The organism is Rhodopseudomonas pseudopalustris (assembly GCF_900110435.1).
In the GTDB taxonomy this organism is placed as follows: Bacteria; Pseudomonadota; Alphaproteobacteria; order Rhizobiales; family Xanthobacteraceae; genus Rhodopseudomonas; species Rhodopseudomonas pseudopalustris.
In genome coordinates, this window is sequence record NZ_FODT01000002.1 from 565469 (window position 1) to 585376 (window position 19908).

A 19908-nucleotide genomic window follows, 5' to 3' on the forward strand; every position below is an offset into this window, starting at 1 on the left:
TCCATTGCGATCCGCAGCAATACCAGCGATCGCGAGAGTGAGAGTTCGGCCGGGAGGGTTTGAGCCGGCGGGGCTGAGAGAGCGCGCCACGGCTCGACCGTTCCCCGCTCTCCGAGGCTCTTGCGATGACCCTAACAAATTCATCCACGACTGTGACTGATGCCGTGCGATCTCCTGCGTCGTCGGCTGGCGCCGAAGTTGCCGCTCGTATCATTGCCGCGGCGCGGCTGATCCTCCCGCAGTTGGAGCGCGGCCGACGCATCGATGCGGCCGGCCTGCGCGCTACGATGGAAACAGCCTTTGACGGTTCGGACGCCGACGGCGCCTGGGACTGGAAGAGCGCCTATGATGCCTGCGAGGCGGCGACCGTCCTGTTTCTCCGCAAATTCGGCCCGGCGATGCGCGCACGTGCCGCGTCGCCCGACGCCATGCTGCCGATGCTGGCGAAGATTGCGGGTCTTCTCCCCACCCACACGCGACGCTCCGAGGAAAGCCAGGCGCTGCAGCAGTTCAGCACGCCGATCGAACTTGGTTGGGCCGCATCGGTCGCGGCGGCGATCACTCCCTCTGACATCGTCCTTGAACCATCGGCCGGCACGGGACTCTTCGCCATTCTCGCCGAACTAACCGGCGCCTCTCTCGTCCTCAACGAATTGGCCGAGACACGTGCGGGCTTGCTGGCGCAACTTTTCCCAACCATCGCTGTCACGCGCTTCGACGCCGCGCAGATCGACGATCATCTTGGCGTTGGCATTGCGACGAGCGTCGTGCTGATGAACCCGCCGTTTTCGGCGGTGGCCAATGTCGATCGCCGGATGGCCGACGCAGCATTGCGGCATATCTCATCGGCATTGGCGCGGTTGGCCGATGGCGGGCGTCTGGTCACTATCACCGGCGCCAATTGTGCACCCGACAATCCGACCTGGCGCGACGCCTTTGTCAGCTTGCAGCAGCGCGGGCAGGTGGTGTTCTCGGCGGCGATCGACGGGGCGGTCTTTGCCAAGCACGGCACCACGATGGACACCCGCCTGACCCTGATCGACAAGCGGGCAGCCGATGATCCTAGCGCATTTCCGGCATCACCAGGCGTCGCTCCCGACGTTGCCACGCTGATTGGCTGGATTACAAAATTGGTGCCGTCGCGTTTGCCGGTCGCGCTTCCGCAAGCACTCCCTTCGACCGTCCGATCGGTGGCGGGTATCGGTCGCGCGCAGAAGCCGGTCGTCGCCAAGCCTTCCTCCTTCCCGGCCAAACCTCAAGAGCCGGAGGCGATCGAACTCGCCTATCAAACCGTCGACTGGAAGCCGGTCGAGGGCGGCAGCATCACCGATGCGCTGTATGAAGCCTACAGCTTGCAGTCGATCCGGTTTCCCGGCGCGAAGGCGCATCCGACCCGGCTGGTGCAATCGGCGGCGATGGCCTCGGTGGCGCCGCCGAAGCCGAGCTATCGTCCGCATCTTCTAGCCGATGTCGTCGAACGCGGCCTCCTGTCAGATGCCCAACTGGAAACCGTGATTTATGCGGGCGAAGCTCATGCGCAGTCTCTCGCGGGATCCTGGAGCGTCGATGAGACTTTTGACATTGTCGCAGCCGCGCGCGACGACGCCGAGACCGCGGTGCGGTTTCGCCTGGGCTTCATGCTCGGCGACGGCACCGGCGCCGGCAAGGGCCGACAGGTTGCCGGCATCCTGCTCGACAATTGGCTGAAGGGACGGCGCAAGGCGGTCTGGATCAGCAAGTCCGACAAGCTGATCGAGGATGCCCAACGCGATTGGTCGGCGCTTGGACAGGAACGGTTGCTGGTGACACCGCTGTCGCGGTTTCGCCAGGGCACCCCGATCCGTCTGCAGCAAGGCATCCTTTTCACGACCTATGCCACGCTACGCTCCGACGCCCGTGACGACAAGATATCGCGGGTGAAGCAGATCGTGGAATGGTTAGGTGCCGACGCAGGCTCTGAGGCCGGGGCGGGTTTCGACGGTGTGATCATCTTCGACGAGTCTCACGCAATGCAGAACGCGGTAGGCGGCAAAGGCGAACGCGGCGACCAGGTCGCTTCGCTGCAGGGCCGCGCCGGACTTCGCCTGCAGCACGCGCTGCCGAACGCACGCGTCGTCTACGTCTCGGCGACCGGCGCCACCACGGTGCATAATCTGGCCTATGCCCAGCGCCTGGGGCTGTGGGGCGGCGATGACTTTCCATTCGCCACCCGCGCCGAGTTCGTCGAGGCGATCGAGGCCGGTGGCGTTGCCGCAATGGAAGTGCTGGCCCGCGATCTCAAGGCGCTCGGCCTCTATGCGGCACGGTCGCTGTCTTACGAGGGGGTGGAATACCAACTCCTCGAGCACCGGCTCACCGAGGAACAGATCCGGATCTATGACGCCTATGCCGGTGCCTTCAGCATCATCCATAACAACCTCGATGCCGCGTTGCGCGCCGCCAACATCACCGGCACCACCGGCACGCTGAACGCACAGGCCAAATCCGCCGCCCGGTCGGCATTCGAATCCGCAAAACAGCGGTTCTTCAACCACCTGATCACAGCGATGAAGGTGCCGACGCTGATCGCGTCGGTCGAACGGGATCTGCACGACGGCCACGCCGCCGTGATCCAGATCGTCTCGACCGGCGAGGCGCTGATGGAGCGCCGGCTTGCCGAAATCCCGACCGAGGAATGGGGCGACGTCCAGGTCGACATCACGCCGCGGGAATACGTGCTGGATTATCTCGCCCATTCGTTTCCGACCCAACTCTACGAACCCTTTACCGACAGCGAAGGCAATTTGTCGTCACGGCCGGTGTTCCGGGATGGCCAGCCGGTGCAATGCCGGGACGCGGTCGCGCGGCGGGACCGGCTGATCGAACATCTGGCCTCGCTGCCGGGTGTGCATGGTGCACTCGACCAGATCGTGCAGCGCTTTGGCACCGACATGGTCGCGGAGGTGACCGGACGCTGCCGGCGCATCATCCGCAAGACCAACGCCGATGGCACGGGTCGCCTTGCCGTGGAGAACCGCGCCGGCTCCGCCAATCTCGGCGAGGCGCAGGCGTTTATGGACGACGTCAAACGGATCCTGGTGTTCTCGGAAGCCGGCGGCACCGGGCGCTCCTATCACGCAGAGCTGTCGGCCAAGAACCGGCGCCTGCGGGTGCATTACCTGCTGGAAGCCGGATGGAAGGCCGATGCCGCAATCCAGGGGCTTGGCCGCACCAACCGCACCAATCAGGCGCAACCGCCGCTGTTTCGGCCGATCGCCACCAATGTGAAGGCCGAGAAACGCTTTCTCTCGACCATCGCGCGGCGGCTCGACACGCTCGGCGCCATCACCAAAGGCCAGCGCCAGACCGGCGGGCAGGGCCTGTTCCGAGCTGAAGACAATCTTGAAAGCCACTACGCGCGCGATGCGTTACGGCAGCTCTATCTGCTGCTCGTCAACGGCAAGATCGCCGATTGCTCACTGCAAGCGTTCGAGGACGCCACCGGGCTGAAGCTGATCGACTCCAACGGAATCAGGGACGACCTGCCGCCGATCACCACTTTCCTGAACCGGCTGCTGGCACTGACGATCGAGCTTCAGAACATCCTGTTTGCGGCGTTCGAGCAATTGCTCACCGCGCGCGTTGAGGGCGCGATCGCCTCCGGCAGCTATGACGCCGGCTTGGAAACCCTGACCGCCGAGAGTTTTGCCGTCACCAGCCGGCAGACCATCTACACCCATCCCGGCACCTCGGCCGAGACCCGTCTTCTCAACATCACCCAGCGCGAGCGCAACCGACCGGTGACGCTCGACGAAGCGCTGCAGCGCTTGTCCGATCCGCGCGCGCTGTGTCTGGTCAACAGCCAGTCCGGTCGCGCGGCGGTGCAGGTTCCGACCCGCAGCATCATGCTGGACGATGGCGAGGTGGAGCGCCGGGTCCGGCTGATCCGGCCGATGGAGCATCCGACCTTGCCGTTGGCATTGATGCCGCAGACCCATTGGCAGGACGCCGACCGTGACACCTTTGCACGCGCCTGGGTGGCGGAAGTGGCGGACGTCCCGGAATTTGCCTGCAGCGAGATTCACATCGTGGCTGGCTTGCTGCTGCCGATCTGGAAGCGGTTGCCGAATGAATCGACCCGGGTCTATCGTCTGCAGACTGACTCCGGGGAACGTATCATCGGCCGTAAAGTGTCGGCGGCGTGGGCGGCGACCGCTAGCGACGCGGGCATCTCGACCATCACGCCTGATGCGGCGTTCGTCGCGTTGCTCGACGGCAAGACCATCATCGATCTGGCCGAAGCGCTTCAACTGCGCCGCGTCCGTGTGATGGGTGCGAACCGGATCGAATTGACCGGCTTCTCGGAGCCGTTGCGCGAGCGGCTGCGCGCCTACGGCCTGTTCAGTGAAATCATCTCCTGGAAGCTGCGCTTCTTCGTGCCGGTCGACGCGACCGGCCCGGTGGTGTTGGCCAAAGTGCTGGAACACTATCCGGTGCTCCGCATCGCTGATCGGGCCGCCGCGTGAACTCGAGCGTGGCGGATCTGGCGCATTGCCTCGCGCGCGAGGCCGAGGCGGTGTGCCGCCACTATCTCTCCAATGGCTGTCGCGTCGGCAATTATTGGCAGGTCGGCGACGTCAGGAACACCGCCGGTCGCTCGATGTTCGTCCGCCTGACGGGCAGGGACGGTGGACGCCGTGCGGGCAAATGGACTGATGCCGCCACCAGCGAGTATGGCGATCTGCTCGACGTGATCCGCGAAAGCTGCGGCCTGGTGGATTTCCGCGATGTCGCTGAGGAGGCGCGGCGCTTCCTGAACCTGCCACGACCTGATCCAGTGCTGGACTATCGCACATCGTCATCTCCAGTACCCACCGGCTCGCCGCAATCAGCGCGGCGTCTGTTCGCGATGTCGGAACCGATTGCCGGGACGTTGGCGGCAGTCTATCTGCATCACCGCGGCATCACCGATCTTGATGGCGTGGGGAGCCTGCGCTTCCACCCCCGCTGCTACTATCGTCCGGATAGGGATGCGCCGACCGAGACTTGGCCTGCACTGATCGCAGCCGTCACCGATCTCGAGGGACGTATCACCGGCGTGCATCGGACCTGGCTCGACCCCTCCGGGCGCGACAAGGCATCGATCGACACGCCGCGGCGCGCGATGGGCGATCTGCTCGGCAACGCGGTCCACTTCGGTGTGGCCGATGACGTGATGGCGGCGGGCGAGGGCATCGAAACCATGCTGTCGGTTCGCTCCGTCATGGCTACCATGCCGATGGCTGCCGCGCTCTCAGCCGCGCATCTGGCCGCCATCCTTTTTCCGGCAACACTGCGCCGGCTCTATATCGTTCGCGACAACGATCCGGCCGGCGACGGCGCGCTGGAATGTCTGCTTGGACGAACCGAGTCGGCAGGGATCGAGGCGATAGCGCTGTCGCCCTGGGGCGGCGATTTCAACGAAGATCTGCGGCAGCTCGGCATCGACGCGCTATGGGCAGCGGTGCGGACGCAGATTGTCCCGGACGACATCACGAGATTCATGCCGCTCTGATGGGATGAGGGGACGGAAGCGGGCGGCACGCCTTACTACCCCGCATGATCGATCGGGGATGCTCCCAGTGTGGCGGAGAGCACCGCGCGCACGGCCTTCTTGAGAGGGCGATCGATGCGGCAAGCGTTCCGGATCCGCAATGGCTTCGCCGACTATTTTCCGCCGGCGGGGAAGACCCGCCTTTGCATCGCGAGGCAAAATAGCCGTCTCTCGCCATCCTCCGCTTCGCTTCGGCCGCTGTCGCTGCGCTCGGCGGTGCAGGTCCGGCTCGCCCGCCGCAGTTCGTCGCCATGAAGGCCGCGATGGGCGCGGTCGATCCGCCAGAGGCGAGTATCATGACCATAGATCACGACGACACCGGCTTCGAGTCGCAGCAAAGCGCATCGCCAACCGACCACATCCTGACCGAGTTGCAGCTCCACGGCTATCGTCCGTTCCAGGACGAGCCAGATCCGAGACCTTTGCCCGAAGCGCGAATGATCGCGGGCGCCATCGCCGACATCTTCGATGCCCTTGTCGCCACGCTGAGCGAAACCCGCCTTGAACCCGATCTTCCGGACCTGTTGTGGTCGACCGTCAACCTGTTCCACCGCGCCAACGAACGGATTGAGCGGGAGCTCGACGACAACGAACAGGCGCAGAAGCGCAGCCAGCGCGACCAGGATGGCTCCGAAATCCGCTCGGTCGAGCTGGAGCGCCTCACCGCCGAGGGCATGACGCTGATCGAGCGCCGCAACACTATGGAGTTCTTCCGCGACCAGGCCGCCGAACACTTCGTTCGTCACACCGGATCGCATTGGCATCCGCGCAGCGGCTCGCTGGTCAACCACCGCGCCCTGACCGCGGCCGTGATCGATAGCCGCGACTTCATCGCTGCCAAGCGTCGCGCCGCGACCGAGGTGCTCCTGCCCGCAGGGCCCAAGATCGCCTTCACCGGCGGGCTCGACTTCAACGATCATCGCCTGATCTGGGACAAGCTCGATCAGGTCCGCGCCAAGCATCCCGACATGGTTCTGCTGCATGGCGGCTCGCCGAAGGGTGCCGAACTGATCGCCGCCCGCTGGGCCGATCACCGCAAGGTGCCGCAGATCGCCTTCAAGCCGGACTGGACCAAACACGCCAAGGCGGCGCCGTTCAAACGCAACGATCAGATGCTCGACGTGCTGCCGATCGGCGTCCTGGTGTTTCCCGGCACCGGCATTCAGGACAACATGGCCGACAAGGCCCGCAAGCTCGGCATTCCGGTGTGGAAGTTTGGAGAGCGCGGCGCGTGAGCGCCGCTTTCCTCTATCGTCGGGATCACCACCTGCGGTCGAAACCGAGCCGCGATTGATGATTTAGCCCACATCAAGAAGTCGCCGCTGCAAATTCTCGTTGGCGCCACAATTGCTTTCCGTAGTGCTTTCCATGCGCCGTGGTGGTGGTGGAAGGCGCGACCCTTGCAACATTTGTCACGGGGAGTCACCACCATGATCATCATCGGCATTCTTCTCAATATCGCGGGGCTCGGCGTGCTTTGCTGGGCAATGTTCAGGCTTGCCGTTTATGCATTGCCATTCTTCGTCGGTGTGACCGCCGGCCTCTATGCAGTGCAAACCGGGGCAGGGCCGCTCGGCGCCATCGTTGTTGGCATCGTTTCAAGCGCGTTCGCACTGGTTGTCGGGCAGTATGCTTTTGCCGTTACCCGCTCGGCTATCGTCCGCTTTGTGATCAGCATGCTGTTCGTAGTTCCGGCGGCTATCGCCGGCTATCACCTGACCCTTGGCTTTGCTCATCTCGGCATGGTCTCCAACGGGTGGGGCCAAGCGTTTGCCTTGGTCGGCGCGGTCGCCGTCGCCGGCACGGCATGGGCACGGGTGACAATGCTGGCAGCCCCGCTGTCGATCGAGGGCGTTCACACAGGATCGTCTCGAGCGCCGCTGGAGTCGGCAACGACCAGCGGGTGATTGCGCGACCTTCGTCGTTTGGTTCGGCAATCGAGCATGAATGCTGCGCTGTTTTTGACTGTGTTGTCGGGCGTTCGCTTGCGAGCGCTTGGGTGGGGCGGCTGGAATCTTCGCGGACTTCAAACCCGTGGGGCGGGCACACGCTGTGCTCTGTCGCTCGGGATGCAGAGTCACTCTTCTGTACGCCAGGGTTTCTGTTGCTTCGCCGGTCGCGCGCGGCCTCTTGTGTGCGCCGGTCGTTAGCTGGCACGTCTTTCTCCCAAATGCTGTTCAGGCACACGAGCACCTTGCCTCTCTTTGGCTTGATCTGGCCGAAGGCCGGCTGCGCCTCGATCGCCTGGACCGCAATGGCTGAGGTGAGACTTTCTTCCCCTGGGCGGACCACCCCGCGAAAGTGCGGGGGCCCGGTGCGCCCATTCCTCGCGAGGCAAGAAAGTCTCCCCACCGCCATCCTCCGCTGCGCTACGGCCCCAATGGGTGCGGCGTCGATCGCCTTCGGCTTTCAGATCGCCATCGAGGCCGCGGTGGTCGCGGGCTCGAAAACAGCAAGGAGAATTGACATGGCTAACATCGGTTCATTCAAGAAGTCCGGCCAAGAATTCCAGGGCGAGATCGTCACCCTGAGCCTTCAGACCAAAGGCGTCCGCATCGTCCCCGAGACCGACCGCAGCAACGACAACGCGCCGAGCCACCGGGTCTATGTCGGCCGCGCCGAAATCGGCGCCGCCTGGTCCAAGCGCTCCAGCGAAGGCCGCGACTACCTCTCGGTCAAGCTCGACGACCCGAGCTTCAACGCTCCGATCTACGCCAACCTGTTCGACGCCGAGGACGCCGAGACCTACACCCTGATCTGGTCCCGCAGCCGCAAGCCGAACGGCGATTGACCTCAATCTGGAACGCCTCGCTCAACCGAGCGGGGCGTTTCGATTCAGCATCCAAACCCCGCGGCAATCGGGGGATCAGCCTTCCCAAAACGCATTCAGAGTCCACGTCCGATCACGGCTTGTGCCTCGCCGGTTTCGCGCGTTCGCTCCCAGATTCGTCATCTGGTTGCACAAGGTCGACGTGACTGACGCCAAGGGCGGCCGCAAGGTGAAACAGCGTGACGATCGTCGGGTTGCGCTTGCCTTGCTCGAGACCGCTGACATATTGCTGGGTGAAGCCAGAAGCTTCAGCGAAACGCTCCTGCGTAAAGCCCTTCTCTTTCCTCAATCTCTCGAAATTTCGGCCGACAAGCCTGCGCATATCCATCTGCGCAAGTTGCGTCTTTACATACTATGAGGTTTATCTCCTATAGTGTGTATTCGGTCTCGATCGCCGTCCCCGGTCTGGAATGCGGCCAAAACGCGGCGTAATTTCTCTCCAAAGGTTGGTCGCTTGAAGCGTAATTGCTGCTGCAGGATGCTTGATGCGAAATCCTCCGCTTGATCCCGATGTTGCTGACGCGGCCCCGACGGGGCAGGCGCTCACCAGCTACGACCAGGAGCATCTGGTTACTTATCTGCGCCTGCTCGATGCCGATGCGGAAGCCGCTGATTGGCGCGAAGTTGCGACGATTGTTTTGCACATTGATCCCATTCGGGAACCTGAACGCGCTCGTCACGCATACGATAGTCATCTAGCACGGGCGAAGTGGATGTCTGAAAGCGGCTATCGGTATCTGTTGCGTCCCAGCGCATTGGAATGAGTCTGATTGCCTCTTCATCGGCGACAAGAACAAACTTTCACCCAGATGTGATGATGGGTTTCTAGTATCAAAAGTTGCAATGTTGCGGTGGGCTAGAGTCGTTCACCGATATTATTTGGAAGGTATCATCTACGTTCGCGCCGCAGGGGAACGACGCATGCCTCAATCTGATTGGCGATCAGCTACGAGTTACAACCGCGCGGATGCGCTCGATCAAATCGGTTTTGCGTGGGAATGTCTCCGGCGCAACCCCGCGTTTCGCAATGACTCCCAGGCGATCCTCGGACGCACTCCCGATCCGATGCTGATCACCGGCTTCAGAAATCGCTGGGGTCTCTCTTTTCGCAGCTGATCCGACGCTCTCCTCGCTGGATCAGGCGATATTCTGGACCCCGGAAGTCCTCCCGACCGTCATCGCGATCGTACCAACCGCCGCGGCTGCCGCCGGCGACGGGCTTAGTTTGGCGCATTTGTCGGGCGGCGAAATCCGCCAAGCGGCCGATGGCTGGCACGTTGTGGTGCGGGTTCGAGAGGTTGAACATCGGCTCTGGCTACGCCAGCCGCCGGTGATCGGCGAGTCCTACGCCGCCCAATTTTTGTTCGACTCGGACTTCGAAATCCGCACGCACGCCGCGCGACGGCTGTGGCGAACGCTCAATGGGCGTGCCGCCGGTCCTTCCTATCATGACCTGTCTCCACAGCGCCGCAAGCGGTTGGTGCTGGCGCTGCGCGCTCTCGACGGAAGGACCGAGGGCAATACCTACCGGACGATTGCGTCAGTACTATTCGGTGAGAAGAGAATTCCCGAGCGCGCCTGGAAGACCCATGATTTGCGAAACAAGACGATCCGCCTGGTACAAACCGGCGTCGCCTTGATGCGCGGCGGCTATCGCAACCTGCTGCATCAATCCCGCCGCAACAAGCGAAAGTCCGGCTGAGGTGAGGGTGCCGAATATCGTCGCTGCGATTATCGGCATCCCCTTCGACATCCGCACTCCGCCATCGTGACCTTCGACGCGCCGCAAACCGTTTGCGCGCTCCACGAGATCACGGAGGCTTTCAAATGGCCGACCCCAATGCCGGTCTTCCGCCGCGCTACTTGCGCACGCCCGAGGCTGCGCGATTCCTGAGCCTGTCGGGTCGTACCCTGGAAAAACATCGGACCTACGGCACCGGCCCCACCTACCGGAAGATCGGCGGCCGCGTCGTGTACGCGCTCGATGATCTGAAGGCTTGGGCCGATCGCGGGGCCAAAAGTTCGACCTCCGATCCAGGAGCGGGAGTCGTCTTGCCCGCCAAACGGCATGCAGCGGTCTCGCCGGCCTATGCCGGCCAGACCCGTCGCTGATCGTCACGCCAGGAGCGAGATGATGCGACGCCAAACGACATCGGAGCGCGAGCAGCTCGATCTGTTTCGTGCGTTGCCGGGCGATCTTTCGCCGCGCGATGCGCAGGATTTGATGGCCTATCCGTTCTTCTCACTGGCCAAATCAAAACGCACCGCGCCGATCGATTTCCGCGCTGGCAAGGTCATTATTCGTGTCGAAGCCGTGCCGGACTATGGGATGGCCACGATCTGGGACGCCGACGTTCTGATCTGGGCCGCCTCGCAGATTGTCGAGGCCCGCGACGCCGGTCTGAAGACCTCACGGCTGATGGCGGCCACGCCCTATGAGATCCTGACTTTCGTCGGCCGTGGCACCGGCGTGCGCGACTACGACCGCCTCAAAGCCGCGCTGGATCGGCTGCAATCCACCACGATCGTGACCTCGATCCGTCAGCCGACGGAGCGTCGGCGGCACCGCTTTTCGTGGATCAACGAATGGAAAGAGACCGCCGATCCGCACGGCCGCCCGCTCGGACTGGAATTGATCTTGCCGGATTGGTTCTACGCCGGCGTCTTGGACGACGCGCTCGTGCTGACAATCGACGGGGCGTATTTCGGTCTGACCGGCGGTCTGGAACGCTGGCTCTATCGGCTGGTGCGCAAACACGGTGGTCGCCAGGCCGGCGGCTGGAGTTTTGATCTGCGGCATCTCCATGCCAAATCCGGCAGCCTCTCGCCGCCAAAGCACTTCGCCTACGACCTGCGCGAGATCGTCCGCCGGCAGACCATCCCCGGCTATCGGCTGCTGATCGAGCGTGGACTGCGCGGCACCGAGCGCCTCAACTTCACGCCCACGCCTGTCAATCCGATGACGGATGCATTGCGTCGTCGCCGCCTCGCAACTGTGTCTGGGGACAAGCTGTGAATCATCTCGTGCTATCAGGGACCGCAAGCCTCGTGCTATCGGGGACCGGATCCTCGTGCTATCGGGGACCGAAATCGACCGAAATGCGCGGTCGTTCAAGAGCTTCCAGCGGCCGTAACTTCTCTAACCTAGAATCCTTCGGATTCTATCTAACGGACGCCGCGGTTGTGGCGATGTGGATGCTTCACCTCCAGCGAGGCGATGCTTCACAACGATCGCCCATCGAAGCCCGAAGGGCCGAGTCAGCAATACGATCGCTCTTCGAATCCGAGGCGTCTTGGCTAGGCAATTCTCCCATCACGGGAGGCAGCCATGGATAGCCTCACCCACGTCGAACTGCTCTGGCTGGAGAAGCGGATCGAGAACTGGATTCGCTTCGGTCATGCGGCCCAGGAACAGATCCTCGACCGCAAACGGCGCGTCCTTTCGTTCGCGCCAGGCAGCATCTTCGCGTTCGTCCGGTGGAGCGCGAATGATTTCGGCACGGTCGTGTCGCGGATCGACATTGTCAGGGCGGTCGCGCCCGGCCAGCGCTGCACCACCGTGCCGTTTGTGCGCCCAGGCGGCGACATCCTGTTGCGGCTGTCCGGCTGGTCCAAGGTTGAACAAGTGCTGCAGATCGTCGATGCCGTCGAGGCGCTCGGCGTTGATCCGGCCGACGCCGCCCCTGATTACTGGCACCACGTCCACAACCGGCTGTCGGTCAATGAGGTGCCCCGCGGCTATACGCGGTCGCGCCATCAGGCATGGCTGCAACGACGCAGGACTTCGTCATGACGGGCAGGGCGGTGACGTTTCTCGGAACAATCGGGATTGGCGCGATCCTGATCGCTTCAAGTGGGCAGCAATCGCCGAAGCCGTTCATTTGGAACACATCCGAGAGTGTGCCGGTGGGCCTCTACAGGCTGCGTCCGATCCGCAAGCTTGCCGTCACCAACCTGGTCGTAATCCAACCGCCGGAGCCGCTTGCGAGCTTCCTGAATGAGCGCGGCTATCTGCGCCGCGGCATTCCGATGTTGAAGCGCGTGTTGGCGCTGCCCGGTCAGACGGTTTGCAGGAATCATCTCACGATCACCATCGATGATATGGTGCTGGGAGAGGCGCGCGAACGCGACGGCCAAGGCCGATCGCTGCCAGTCTGGCATGGATGCCGCGTGGTCTCCGCCGGCGAAGTCTTCCTCATGAATTGGCAGTCGGCGGCCTCGCTTGACGGCCGATATCTCGGCGTGCTGCCGGCGACGGTGATCGTCGGACGGGCTGATCCTCTTTGGACCAGGGAGGAGGATTGATCATGCCGTCCCCTCGCAAGGCCTCGGTTGTTTCTGCAGGTGGCTCGACCACGGGGCCTTCCTTCTTCCCGGCTAAGGCTCACGTCGCTATCCTGCGCCAAATCGGCCAGACGCCGCATGCAGAGCGCGGTGTTCTTCCTCGACGGTCACCCCGCACGATTGTCCGGTCACGCGGGCGATCCGTCGCCTGGATGGTTTGCGCTGTCGCAATTCTTGCATCATCGCCGTGGTGGCTTGACCATGCCCGCGGAGACCAATCGCAGTTCGGCGTGCAGACCGTGCCCCAACAGCATGCGGAGTCCATCGCGCCCTTTATCGCCGAGGCGTCGCAACGGTTCGCGATCTCGGAACGCTGGATCCGCGCGATCATGCGCACTGAGAGCGGCGGCAATCCGCAAGCCCGATCGCCGAAGGGCGCCCTCGGGCTGATGCAGATCATGCCTGACACCTGGGCCGAATTGCGTGCTCGCTACAGCCTCGGCGGCGACCCGTACGATCCCCGCGACAACATTCTGGCCGGGACGGCCTATCTCCGCGAACTGCATGATCGCTACGGCCGACCTGGGTTTCTCGCTGCCTACAATGCGGGCCCCGGACGCTACGAACAGCATCTGGCGACGGGGCGAGCGCTGCCGGAAGAGACGCAAGCCTACATCGCTGCGGTCCTGCCGATGCTCGACGGCAATCCGATCGGGGCGCAGACCTCGGTCGCGAGAAAATCGTCGTGGTCGACGCATTCGCCGCTGTTCGCCGCGCGGTCAGCAAACAATTTGGCCGCCGCTCCGCCGTCGAACGACGTGCGATCTCACGGTTCACGAAACGCCTCTGCCGTCGCCGACCTGTCGGCCCTGGTGCCACGCTCGGACAACCTGTTTGTGCGCACGGCCAACGCGGGTCGATCGCAATGATCAGCATCGCAGTGTGGCGGGTTGTGTCGGGCTGGGTTCAGCTTCTGAGTTGGAAGCAGGCGACGCGGGGAGTTTCGGGCGAAAGATTGCCAGATAAAAGCGCCGACCTCCGTCGTGCGCATGTGGTTGGTTGGTATCAGGATTTGCGAAGGAGCCCAAGGTCGCCTGCTGGCGCTTCCGACAAAAGTGCAAATGAAATCAAACGTCAAAGCGCCATCGCCTGTTCGGCACAGGCTCTGACCTGGTCATGAAGCAGCGCAATGACGATCTGCGCCTGCGTCCCGGCCGTATCCGCGATCGCGGCCGCGGCGCGGTTCAACCAAACAGCTTTGTCGGCCAGGTGATGCGCGCCGCCAAGAAGGCCGGGCATTCGGGGAAGGGTTTTGGCCGGGAAGGGCGAAGCACTGGCTCGCGGTTCGGTCGGGGCCGTTCCGCGGCGCTGGCGTTGTCGTTGCGCTCTGCGTCGCGGCGGGTGGTGGTGAAAGCGCGCGTGGTGCGCCATCGCGGTGGCCGGTTTCGATCGGCGCCGCTCACCAAGCACGTCAGCTATCTCAAGCGCGAGGGCGTTACCCGCGATGGCGCGGACGCCCGGATGTTCGATGCCGGCTCAGACGTCGCCGATGAACGTGGCTTTGCGGAGCGATGCGAGGGCGATCGTCATCATTTTCGCTTCATCGTTTCGCCGGAGGACGCGGCGGAAATGCAAGACCTCCGAGCTTTTACGCGCGAGCTGATGGCCGATGCCGAACGTGATCTCGGCTCCAGGCTCGACTGGATCGGCGTCGATCATTGGAACACCGACAACCCGCATGTCCACATCCTGGTCCGCGGGCGCGCCGACGACGGCCGGGACCTCGTCATCAGCCGCGACTACATCAGTCATGGGTTTCGGGCCCGCGCCGCCGAACGCGTCACCTTGGAGCTCGGTCCACGAAGCGAGCACGAGATCCAGTCTGCGATTCAGAAGGACATCGATGCCGAGCGCTGGACCGGGCTCGACCGCGCGCTGCAACACGCCGCCGATGAGGGGGCCGGCATTGCCAATCTCCGCCCCGATGCTGCGGACAGCGATCCGGAGGTGCGGCGGCTGATGATCGGCAGGGTCGCCAAGCTTGAACGGCTTGGCCTCGCCGAGCAGGTCGAGCCGGGGTGCTGGAGTTTGAAGCCCGGTTTTGAGGACACCCTGCGGGATCTCTCCGTCCGCGGTGACATCATCAAGACGATGCACAAGGCGATGGCTGGTTGCGGTCGAGCGCCTGATGTGTCCGGCTACGCGATCCATGGCGATGACATCGCTGATCCGGTGCTGGGCCGGCTGGTCGCACGCGGTCTCCATGACGAGTTGAAGGGCTCCGCCTATGCGGTGGTCGACGGGGTCGACGGCAGGACGCACCATCTGCGCTTTGCCGATCTCGAACTGACCGGCGATGCCGTGCCCGGCGCGATCGTCGAAGCGCGCACCTATGACGACGCCCAGGGCAAGAAACGATTATCGCTCGCCATTCGGTCGGACCTCAATCTCCAGGACCAGATCGCGGCACCGGGCGCGACCTGGCTCGATCGCCAGCTCATCGCCCGCGATCCCGCGGCCAGCGGCGGCTTCGGCGCCGAGCTGCGCGAGGCGATGGATCGTCGTGCCGATCATCTGGCGAGCGAGGGGCTGGCGCGTCGCCAAGGAAACCGGATCATCTTTGCGCGCGACCTACTTGAAACGCTGCGGCGGCGCGAGCTCGATGCCGCAGCCAACAAAATTTCGGCTGACAATGGGCTCGCCTATCGTTCCACTGCCGAGGGCGATCACGTCGCCGGCGTCTACCGGGAGCGGGTCACGTTGAGCTCAGGCCGGTTCGCGATGATCGATGACGGTCTCGGTTTCCAGTTGGTGCCGTGGCGGCCGGCCTTGGAGCAGCAACTCGGCAATCATGTCTCGGGCGTCATCAAGCCGGGCGGAGGAGTTGACTGGAGTTTTGGCCGCAAGCGCGGGCTTGGGCTGTGACCTGCGCGCAGGGCCGGCAATTCTGCGCCACGCTACGCGGCAATGCGTATCGGCAAACAACCGCCTTGAAGCGCGATCGGAGCATCACTTCCTTGAATGAAATCGTCGTTTCGGGAACAGGTTCCTTGTCCGCCACAAAAATCCTCTGGGGCCAGATCATCGTCGTCTGCGCGGTCGTGCTCGTCACCATGTGGGCGGCGACGCAATGGGTGGCATGGAAGCTCGGCTATCAGCCGCAACTCGGGCAGCCCTGGTTTGAACTGTGGCCCGGCGTGCCCATGTATCTTCCGCCGGCGTTCTTTTGGTGGTGGTACGCCTATGATGCCTATGCGCCTCATGTGTTTGTCGAGGGCGCTTTCATCGCGGCCTCCGGCGGCTTCCTGGCGATCGCGGTCGCCATCGGCCTGTCGGTGTGGCGCGCCCGCGAAGCAAAATTCGCCGCCACCTACGGCTCGGCGCGCTGGGCGTCGCTGCCGGAACTCCGTGCCGCAGGTCTGACCAAGCCCGACGGCGTCGTGCTCGGCCGGTTCGAACAAGACTACCTGCGTCACGACGGACCTGAACACGTGCTGTGTTTTGCGCCGACGCGGTCCGGCAAGGGCGTCGGCCTGGTGGTGCCGACGCTGCTGACCTGGCCGGGCTCCTGCATCGTCCATGACATCAAGGGCGAGAACTGGACCCTGACATCGGGATTTCGGGCCCGCCACGGCCGGGTGTTGCTGTTCGATCCGACCAATTCGAATTCGGCGGCCTACAATCCGCTGCTCGAGGTGCGCCGCGGCGAATGGGAAGTCCGCGACGTCCAGAATGTCGCCGACGTGTTGGTCGACCCGGAGGGCTCGCTGGAACGGCGCAATCATTGGGAGAAGACCAGCCATGCCTTGCTGGTCGGCGCCATCCTCCACGTGCTCTACGCCGAACCCGACAAGACGCTTGCCGGTGTTGCGGGCTTTCTGTCCGATCCGAAGCGGCCGATCGAGGTGACGCTACGGGCAATGATGACGTCGGCTCATTTGGGCGAGGCAGGACCACACCCGGTGATTGCCTCGGCGGCGCGTGAGCTGCTCAACAAAAGCGAGAACGAACGCTCCGGCGTGCTGTCGACCGCGATGTCGTTCCTCGGTCTCTACCGCGATCCGGTGGTGGCAAAGGTGACGCAGCAGTGCGATTGGCGGATCAGCGATCTGGTCGAAGGTGATCGTCCCGTGACGCTCTACCTGGTGGTGCCGCCCTCCGACATCAGTCGGACCAAGCCATTGGTGCGGCTGATCCTCAACCAGATCGGCCGCCGGTTGACCGAGGATCTCAATCCGAAGGGACGGCGACATCGGTTGCTACTGATGCTGGATGAGTTTCCCGCGCTCGGCCGCCTGGACTTCTTCGAGTCGGCACTGGCGTTCATGGCAGGCTATGGGCTTAAGAGTTTTTTGATCGCGCAATCGCTGAATCAGATCGAGAAGGCCTACGGGCCGAACAATGCCATCCTGGACAATTGCCACGTCCGGGTGTCGTTCGCCACCAATGACGAGCGCACCGCCAAGCGGGTGTCGGACGCGCTCGGCACTGCGACCGAGATGCGGGCGATGAAGAACTACGCCGGGCACCGGCTCAGCCCCTGGCTCGGTCACCTGATGGTGTCCCGGCAGGAAACGGCGCGGCCGCTGCTGACGCCGGGCGAGGTGATGCAACTGCCGCCCGGCGATGAGCTGGTGCTGATATCCGGTTGCCCGCCGATCCGGGCGAAGAAGGCGCGCTACTTCGAGGACGCTCGATTGACCGAGCGTATCCTGCCGCCACCATCGGCGGAATCTCAGCAGGGCAGGGTGGTGCCGGACGATGATTGGAGCCGATTCCCCGCTCCTGCGGCTGGCAACTCTGGTCTGGGTTCTGACGCGTCGAGCAGCGTCGAAACTGATCCCGCCAATGCCGGCATCCGTCGCGAACCCGAGCTTCCCGAGCATGAGGAGATCGCGCCCGAGCGTGTGACCCCGTCGCCGGAATTTGGCTTTGCCGACGACGAGCCCGACGACGATGCGGCGCGGGCCCGCGTCTTGCGCCGGCAGGCTCGCGGTCTTGCACGCCAGGCGGCGATGGATCCGGGCGATGGCATCGAGTTGTAGGAGGCGCTATGCGGACCAAACATACGTTTCGGCTGCCGCCGGACCTCGCGGGCCAGCTCGCCGACTACGCCAACCGCAAGCGTGTGCCGCAGGCGTTGGTGGTGGAGACGGCGCTGGCCTCGTATCTGTCGCCGGACAATTCGGAACGGATGGAGGCAGCGTTGAGCCGTCGGCTCGATCGCCTCACCCGGCAGGCCGAACGGCTGGAGCGGCACGTCACGATCTCGAACGAGGCGCTCGCTTTGTTCGTCCGCTTCTGGCTGACGGTGACGCCGCCACTGCCGGACACCGCCCAACCGGCCGCGCAGGCCAAGGGCCGCGAGCGCTATGAAGGCTTTGTCAAGGCACTCGGGCGACGTTTGGCCAAGGGCCAGACCCTGTCCCAGGAAATCACCCAGGACGTGAGTCCGAACGCCGCTCCGCCAGGCCCAACGGATAGCTCCTCGTGAGGCGGTTCGCCGATCACCTGCCTTGCTACGCCACAGTACGACGACCGAGCTGATCTTGTTGCGCAATCGCGTGTCCTGCCTTTCCTAATCATCCCCGACGTTTTGGCCGCGATGCGCGGTCGATGGGTGGGGGACGGCGATGCCAATTCATCAGCTCAATCACGAGGCGACGTCGCGCGGCGCGCGCATGTTGCGGACCGCCTTGGGGGCCTCGATCGCGCTCTGGCTGGAAGACCCCGAGATCGTCGAGGTGATGCTCAATCCCGATGGCCGGCTCTGGATCGATCGGCTGGCGGCAGGACTTGTCGATACAGGGGAGCATTTGTCGGCGCGTGATGGCGAGCGGATCATTCGTCTGGTCGCGCACCATGCCGGCGTTGAAGTACATCCGACCTCACCGCGGGTGTCGGCCGAGTTGCCGGACACCGGCGAGCGTTTCGAGGGACTGCTGCCGCCCGTGGTTGCGGCGCCCACTTTTGCCATCCGCAAACCCGCAGTCGCGGCCTTCACCCTCGATGGCTACGCAGCCCGCGGCATCATGACCGCGCGCCAGGCCGCGACGCTGCGCGCGGCTGTTGCCGATCGCCGCAACATCCTGGTCGCGGGGGGGGGACTTCAACCGGCAAGACCACGCTGACCAACGCGCTACTGGCGGAAGTCGCCAAGACCGCCGATCGGGTGGTGCTGATCGAGGATACCCGCGAGCTGCAATGCCAGGCGCCGAATTTCGTCGCGCTGCGCACCAAGGACGGCGTGGCTTCGCTGTCCGACCTCGTCCGCTCATCGCTGCGGCTTCGGCCCGACCGCATTCCGATCGGCGAGGTTCGTGGAGCCGAGGCGCTGGATCTGTTGAAGGCGTGGGGCACCGGCCATCCCGGCGGCATCGGCACCATCCATGCAGGCTCCGCGCTCGGCGCGCTGCGCCGGATGGAGCAGCTCATTCAGGAAGCCGTCGTCACCGTGCCGCGCGCGCTGATCGCGGAGACCGTTCAAATGATCGCCGTGCTCGCCGGCCGCGGCTCCGAACGCCGGCTGGTCGAACTTGCTCACGTGGACGGGCTCGGAGCTGACGGCGACTACGTCCTCAAACCTGTTGGAGATCAGCCATGACGGGATCATGCCATCCAATCCGTCGCTTCCGATTCACGACCTCTACCACTTGCGTCTTTGCGCTCACCTCGGTTCACGCCTGGGCCGCGGGCTCCAGCATGCCGTGGGAGCAACCGCTCAATCAGATCCTGCAATCAGTCGAAGGGCCGGTCGCCAAAATCCTCGCAGTGATCATCATCATCGTCACTGGCTTGACGCTGGCATTCGGCGACACCTCGGGCGGATTCCGCAGGCTGATCCAGCTCGTGTTCGGCCTGTCGATCGCCTTTGCGGCGAGCTCCTTCTTCCTGTCGTTCTTTTCGTTCGGCGGCGGCGTGGTCGTGTGATGGACGCGCCCGCCAGTTCCGAGCAGCCGATCGCAGGCTTTGTCGTGCCGGTGCATCGCGCATTGACCGAGCCGATCCTCCTTGGTGGTGCGCCGCGTGCAGTCGCGATCCTCAACGGCACGCTGGCGGCAGCACTCGGTCTCGGTCTGCGCTTGTGGCTGGCCGGTCTCGTGCTGTGGGTCATCGGCCATGGCGCCGCGGTGTGGGCGACCAAGCGCGATCCGCAATTCGTCGACGTGGTGCGCCGGCATCTGCGCATCGCCGCACATTTGTCGGTCTGAGGCACCTCACA

19 protein-coding genes and 1 pseudogene are annotated in these 19908 nt (G+C 64.0%); 19 read left to right on the forward strand and 1 reads right to left on the reverse strand.

Going from position 1 to position 19908, the window contains the following annotated elements:
• The first annotated feature begins 125 nt into the window (after window positions 1-125).
• From BMY71_RS06005 to BMY71_RS06030, 5 genes are all read left to right on the forward strand, one after another.
• A complete protein-coding gene (locus BMY71_RS06005; RefSeq protein WP_092682349.1) occupies window positions 126-4505 on the forward strand; it encodes a strawberry notch-like NTP hydrolase domain-containing protein in 4380 nt (1459 codons plus the stop codon).
• Window positions 4502-5533, forward strand: a complete 1032-nt coding sequence (locus tag BMY71_RS06010) for a DUF7146 domain-containing protein (protein ID WP_092682351.1) — start codon at window positions 4502-4504, stop codon at window positions 5531-5533. Before BMY71_RS06005 ends, BMY71_RS06010 begins: the two co-directional genes overlap by 4 nt.
• Before the next feature lie 335 nt (window positions 5534-5868).
• Window positions 5869-6807, forward strand: a complete 939-nt coding sequence (locus BMY71_RS06020) for a DUF2493 domain-containing protein (RefSeq protein ID WP_175557619.1) — start codon at window positions 5869-5871, stop codon at window positions 6805-6807.
• A gap of 195 nt (window positions 6808-7002) precedes the next feature.
• The gene (locus tag BMY71_RS06025) at window positions 7003-7479 is read left to right on the forward strand and encodes a hypothetical protein (RefSeq protein WP_244525985.1); all 477 of its coding nucleotides are present in this window, start codon (window positions 7003-7005) and stop codon (window positions 7477-7479) included.
• A gap of 560 nt (window positions 7480-8039) precedes the next feature.
• Window positions 8040-8363 (forward strand): DUF736 domain-containing protein, encoded by a 324-nt coding sequence (locus tag BMY71_RS06030; RefSeq protein ID WP_092682489.1) that lies wholly within the window; start codon window positions 8040-8042, stop codon window positions 8361-8363.
• Between the two features lie 112 nt (window positions 8364-8475).
• Here BMY71_RS06030 and BMY71_RS06035 read toward each other — a convergent pair whose 3' ends face one another.
• Window positions 8476-8730, reverse strand: a complete 255-nt coding sequence (locus BMY71_RS06035) for a helix-turn-helix domain-containing protein (protein WP_092682357.1) — start codon at window positions 8728-8730, stop codon at window positions 8476-8478.
• A 157-nt stretch (window positions 8731-8887) separates the two neighbouring features.
• On the opposite strand from BMY71_RS06035, the gene BMY71_RS06040 reads away from it, so the two are divergent.
• From BMY71_RS06040 to BMY71_RS06105, 14 genes and pseudogenes are all read left to right on the forward strand, one after another.
• On the forward strand, window positions 8888-9166 hold the full coding sequence (locus BMY71_RS06040) for a DNA -binding domain-containing protein (RefSeq protein ID WP_092682359.1): 279 nt from the start codon (window positions 8888-8890) through the stop codon (window positions 9164-9166).
• A 157-nt stretch (window positions 9167-9323) separates the two neighbouring features.
• Window positions 9324-9518: a transcriptional regulator domain-containing protein gene (locus BMY71_RS25185; RefSeq protein WP_092682361.1), complete on the forward strand. Its 195-nt coding sequence runs from the start codon at window positions 9324-9326 to the stop codon at window positions 9516-9518.
• A gap of 109 nt (window positions 9519-9627) precedes the next feature.
• Window positions 9628-10104, forward strand: a complete 477-nt coding sequence (locus tag BMY71_RS06050) for a DUF2285 domain-containing protein (protein WP_347336020.1) — start codon at window positions 9628-9630, stop codon at window positions 10102-10104.
• Window positions 10105-10229: 125 nt separating this feature from the next.
• On the forward strand, window positions 10230-10514 hold the full coding sequence (locus tag BMY71_RS06055) for a helix-turn-helix transcriptional regulator (protein WP_092682366.1): 285 nt from the start codon (window positions 10230-10232) through the stop codon (window positions 10512-10514).
• A gap of 22 nt (window positions 10515-10536) precedes the next feature.
• The gene (locus BMY71_RS06060) at window positions 10537-11418 is read left to right on the forward strand and encodes a replication initiator protein A (protein WP_092682491.1); all 882 of its coding nucleotides are present in this window, start codon (window positions 10537-10539) and stop codon (window positions 11416-11418) included.
• A gap of 312 nt (window positions 11419-11730) precedes the next feature.
• Window positions 11731-12195, forward strand: a complete 465-nt coding sequence (locus BMY71_RS06065) for a DUF2840 domain-containing protein (RefSeq protein ID WP_092682368.1) — start codon at window positions 11731-11733, stop codon at window positions 12193-12195.
• On the forward strand, window positions 12192-12707 hold the full coding sequence (locus BMY71_RS06070) for a S26 family signal peptidase (protein ID WP_092682370.1): 516 nt from the start codon (window positions 12192-12194) through the stop codon (window positions 12705-12707). Before BMY71_RS06065 ends, BMY71_RS06070 begins: the two co-directional genes overlap by 4 nt.
• Before the next feature lie 269 nt (window positions 12708-12976).
• Window positions 12977-13615 (forward strand): lytic transglycosylase domain-containing protein, encoded by a 639-nt coding sequence (locus BMY71_RS06075; protein ID WP_347336021.1) that lies wholly within the window; start codon window positions 12977-12979, stop codon window positions 13613-13615.
• Between the two features lie 247 nt (window positions 13616-13862).
• Complete coding sequence (locus BMY71_RS06080) at window positions 13863-15611, forward strand: relaxase/mobilization nuclease domain-containing protein (RefSeq protein WP_092682374.1); 1749 nt, start codon at window positions 13863-13865, stop codon at window positions 15609-15611.
• 125 nt (window positions 15612-15736) lie between these two features.
• Window positions 15737-17731 carry a conjugal transfer protein TraG gene (locus BMY71_RS06085; protein WP_092682493.1) on the forward strand — a complete coding sequence of 665 codons (1995 nt, stop codon included), beginning with the start codon at window positions 15737-15739 and terminating at the stop codon, window positions 17729-17731.
• Between the two features lie 8 nt (window positions 17732-17739).
• The gene (locus tag BMY71_RS06090) at window positions 17740-18180 is read left to right on the forward strand and encodes a CopG family transcriptional regulator (RefSeq protein ID WP_092682376.1); all 441 of its coding nucleotides are present in this window, start codon (window positions 17740-17742) and stop codon (window positions 18178-18180) included.
• Window positions 18181-18319: 139 nt separating this feature from the next.
• Window positions 18320-19290, forward strand: a pseudogene (gene trbB / locus BMY71_RS06095) (P-type conjugative transfer ATPase TrbB).
• Complete coding sequence (locus tag BMY71_RS06100) at window positions 19287-19616, forward strand: TrbC/VirB2 family type IV secretion system protein (RefSeq protein ID WP_092682378.1); 330 nt, start codon at window positions 19287-19289, stop codon at window positions 19614-19616. Before trbB ends, BMY71_RS06100 begins: the two are co-directional and overlap by 4 nt.
• Window positions 19616-19897, forward strand: coding sequence for a VirB3 family type IV secretion system protein (locus BMY71_RS06105; protein ID WP_092682380.1), 282 nt, complete (start codon window positions 19616-19618; stop codon window positions 19895-19897). The genes BMY71_RS06100 and BMY71_RS06105 overlap by 1 nt, the downstream gene beginning before the upstream one ends.
• Window positions 19898-19908 lie beyond the last annotated feature (11 nt).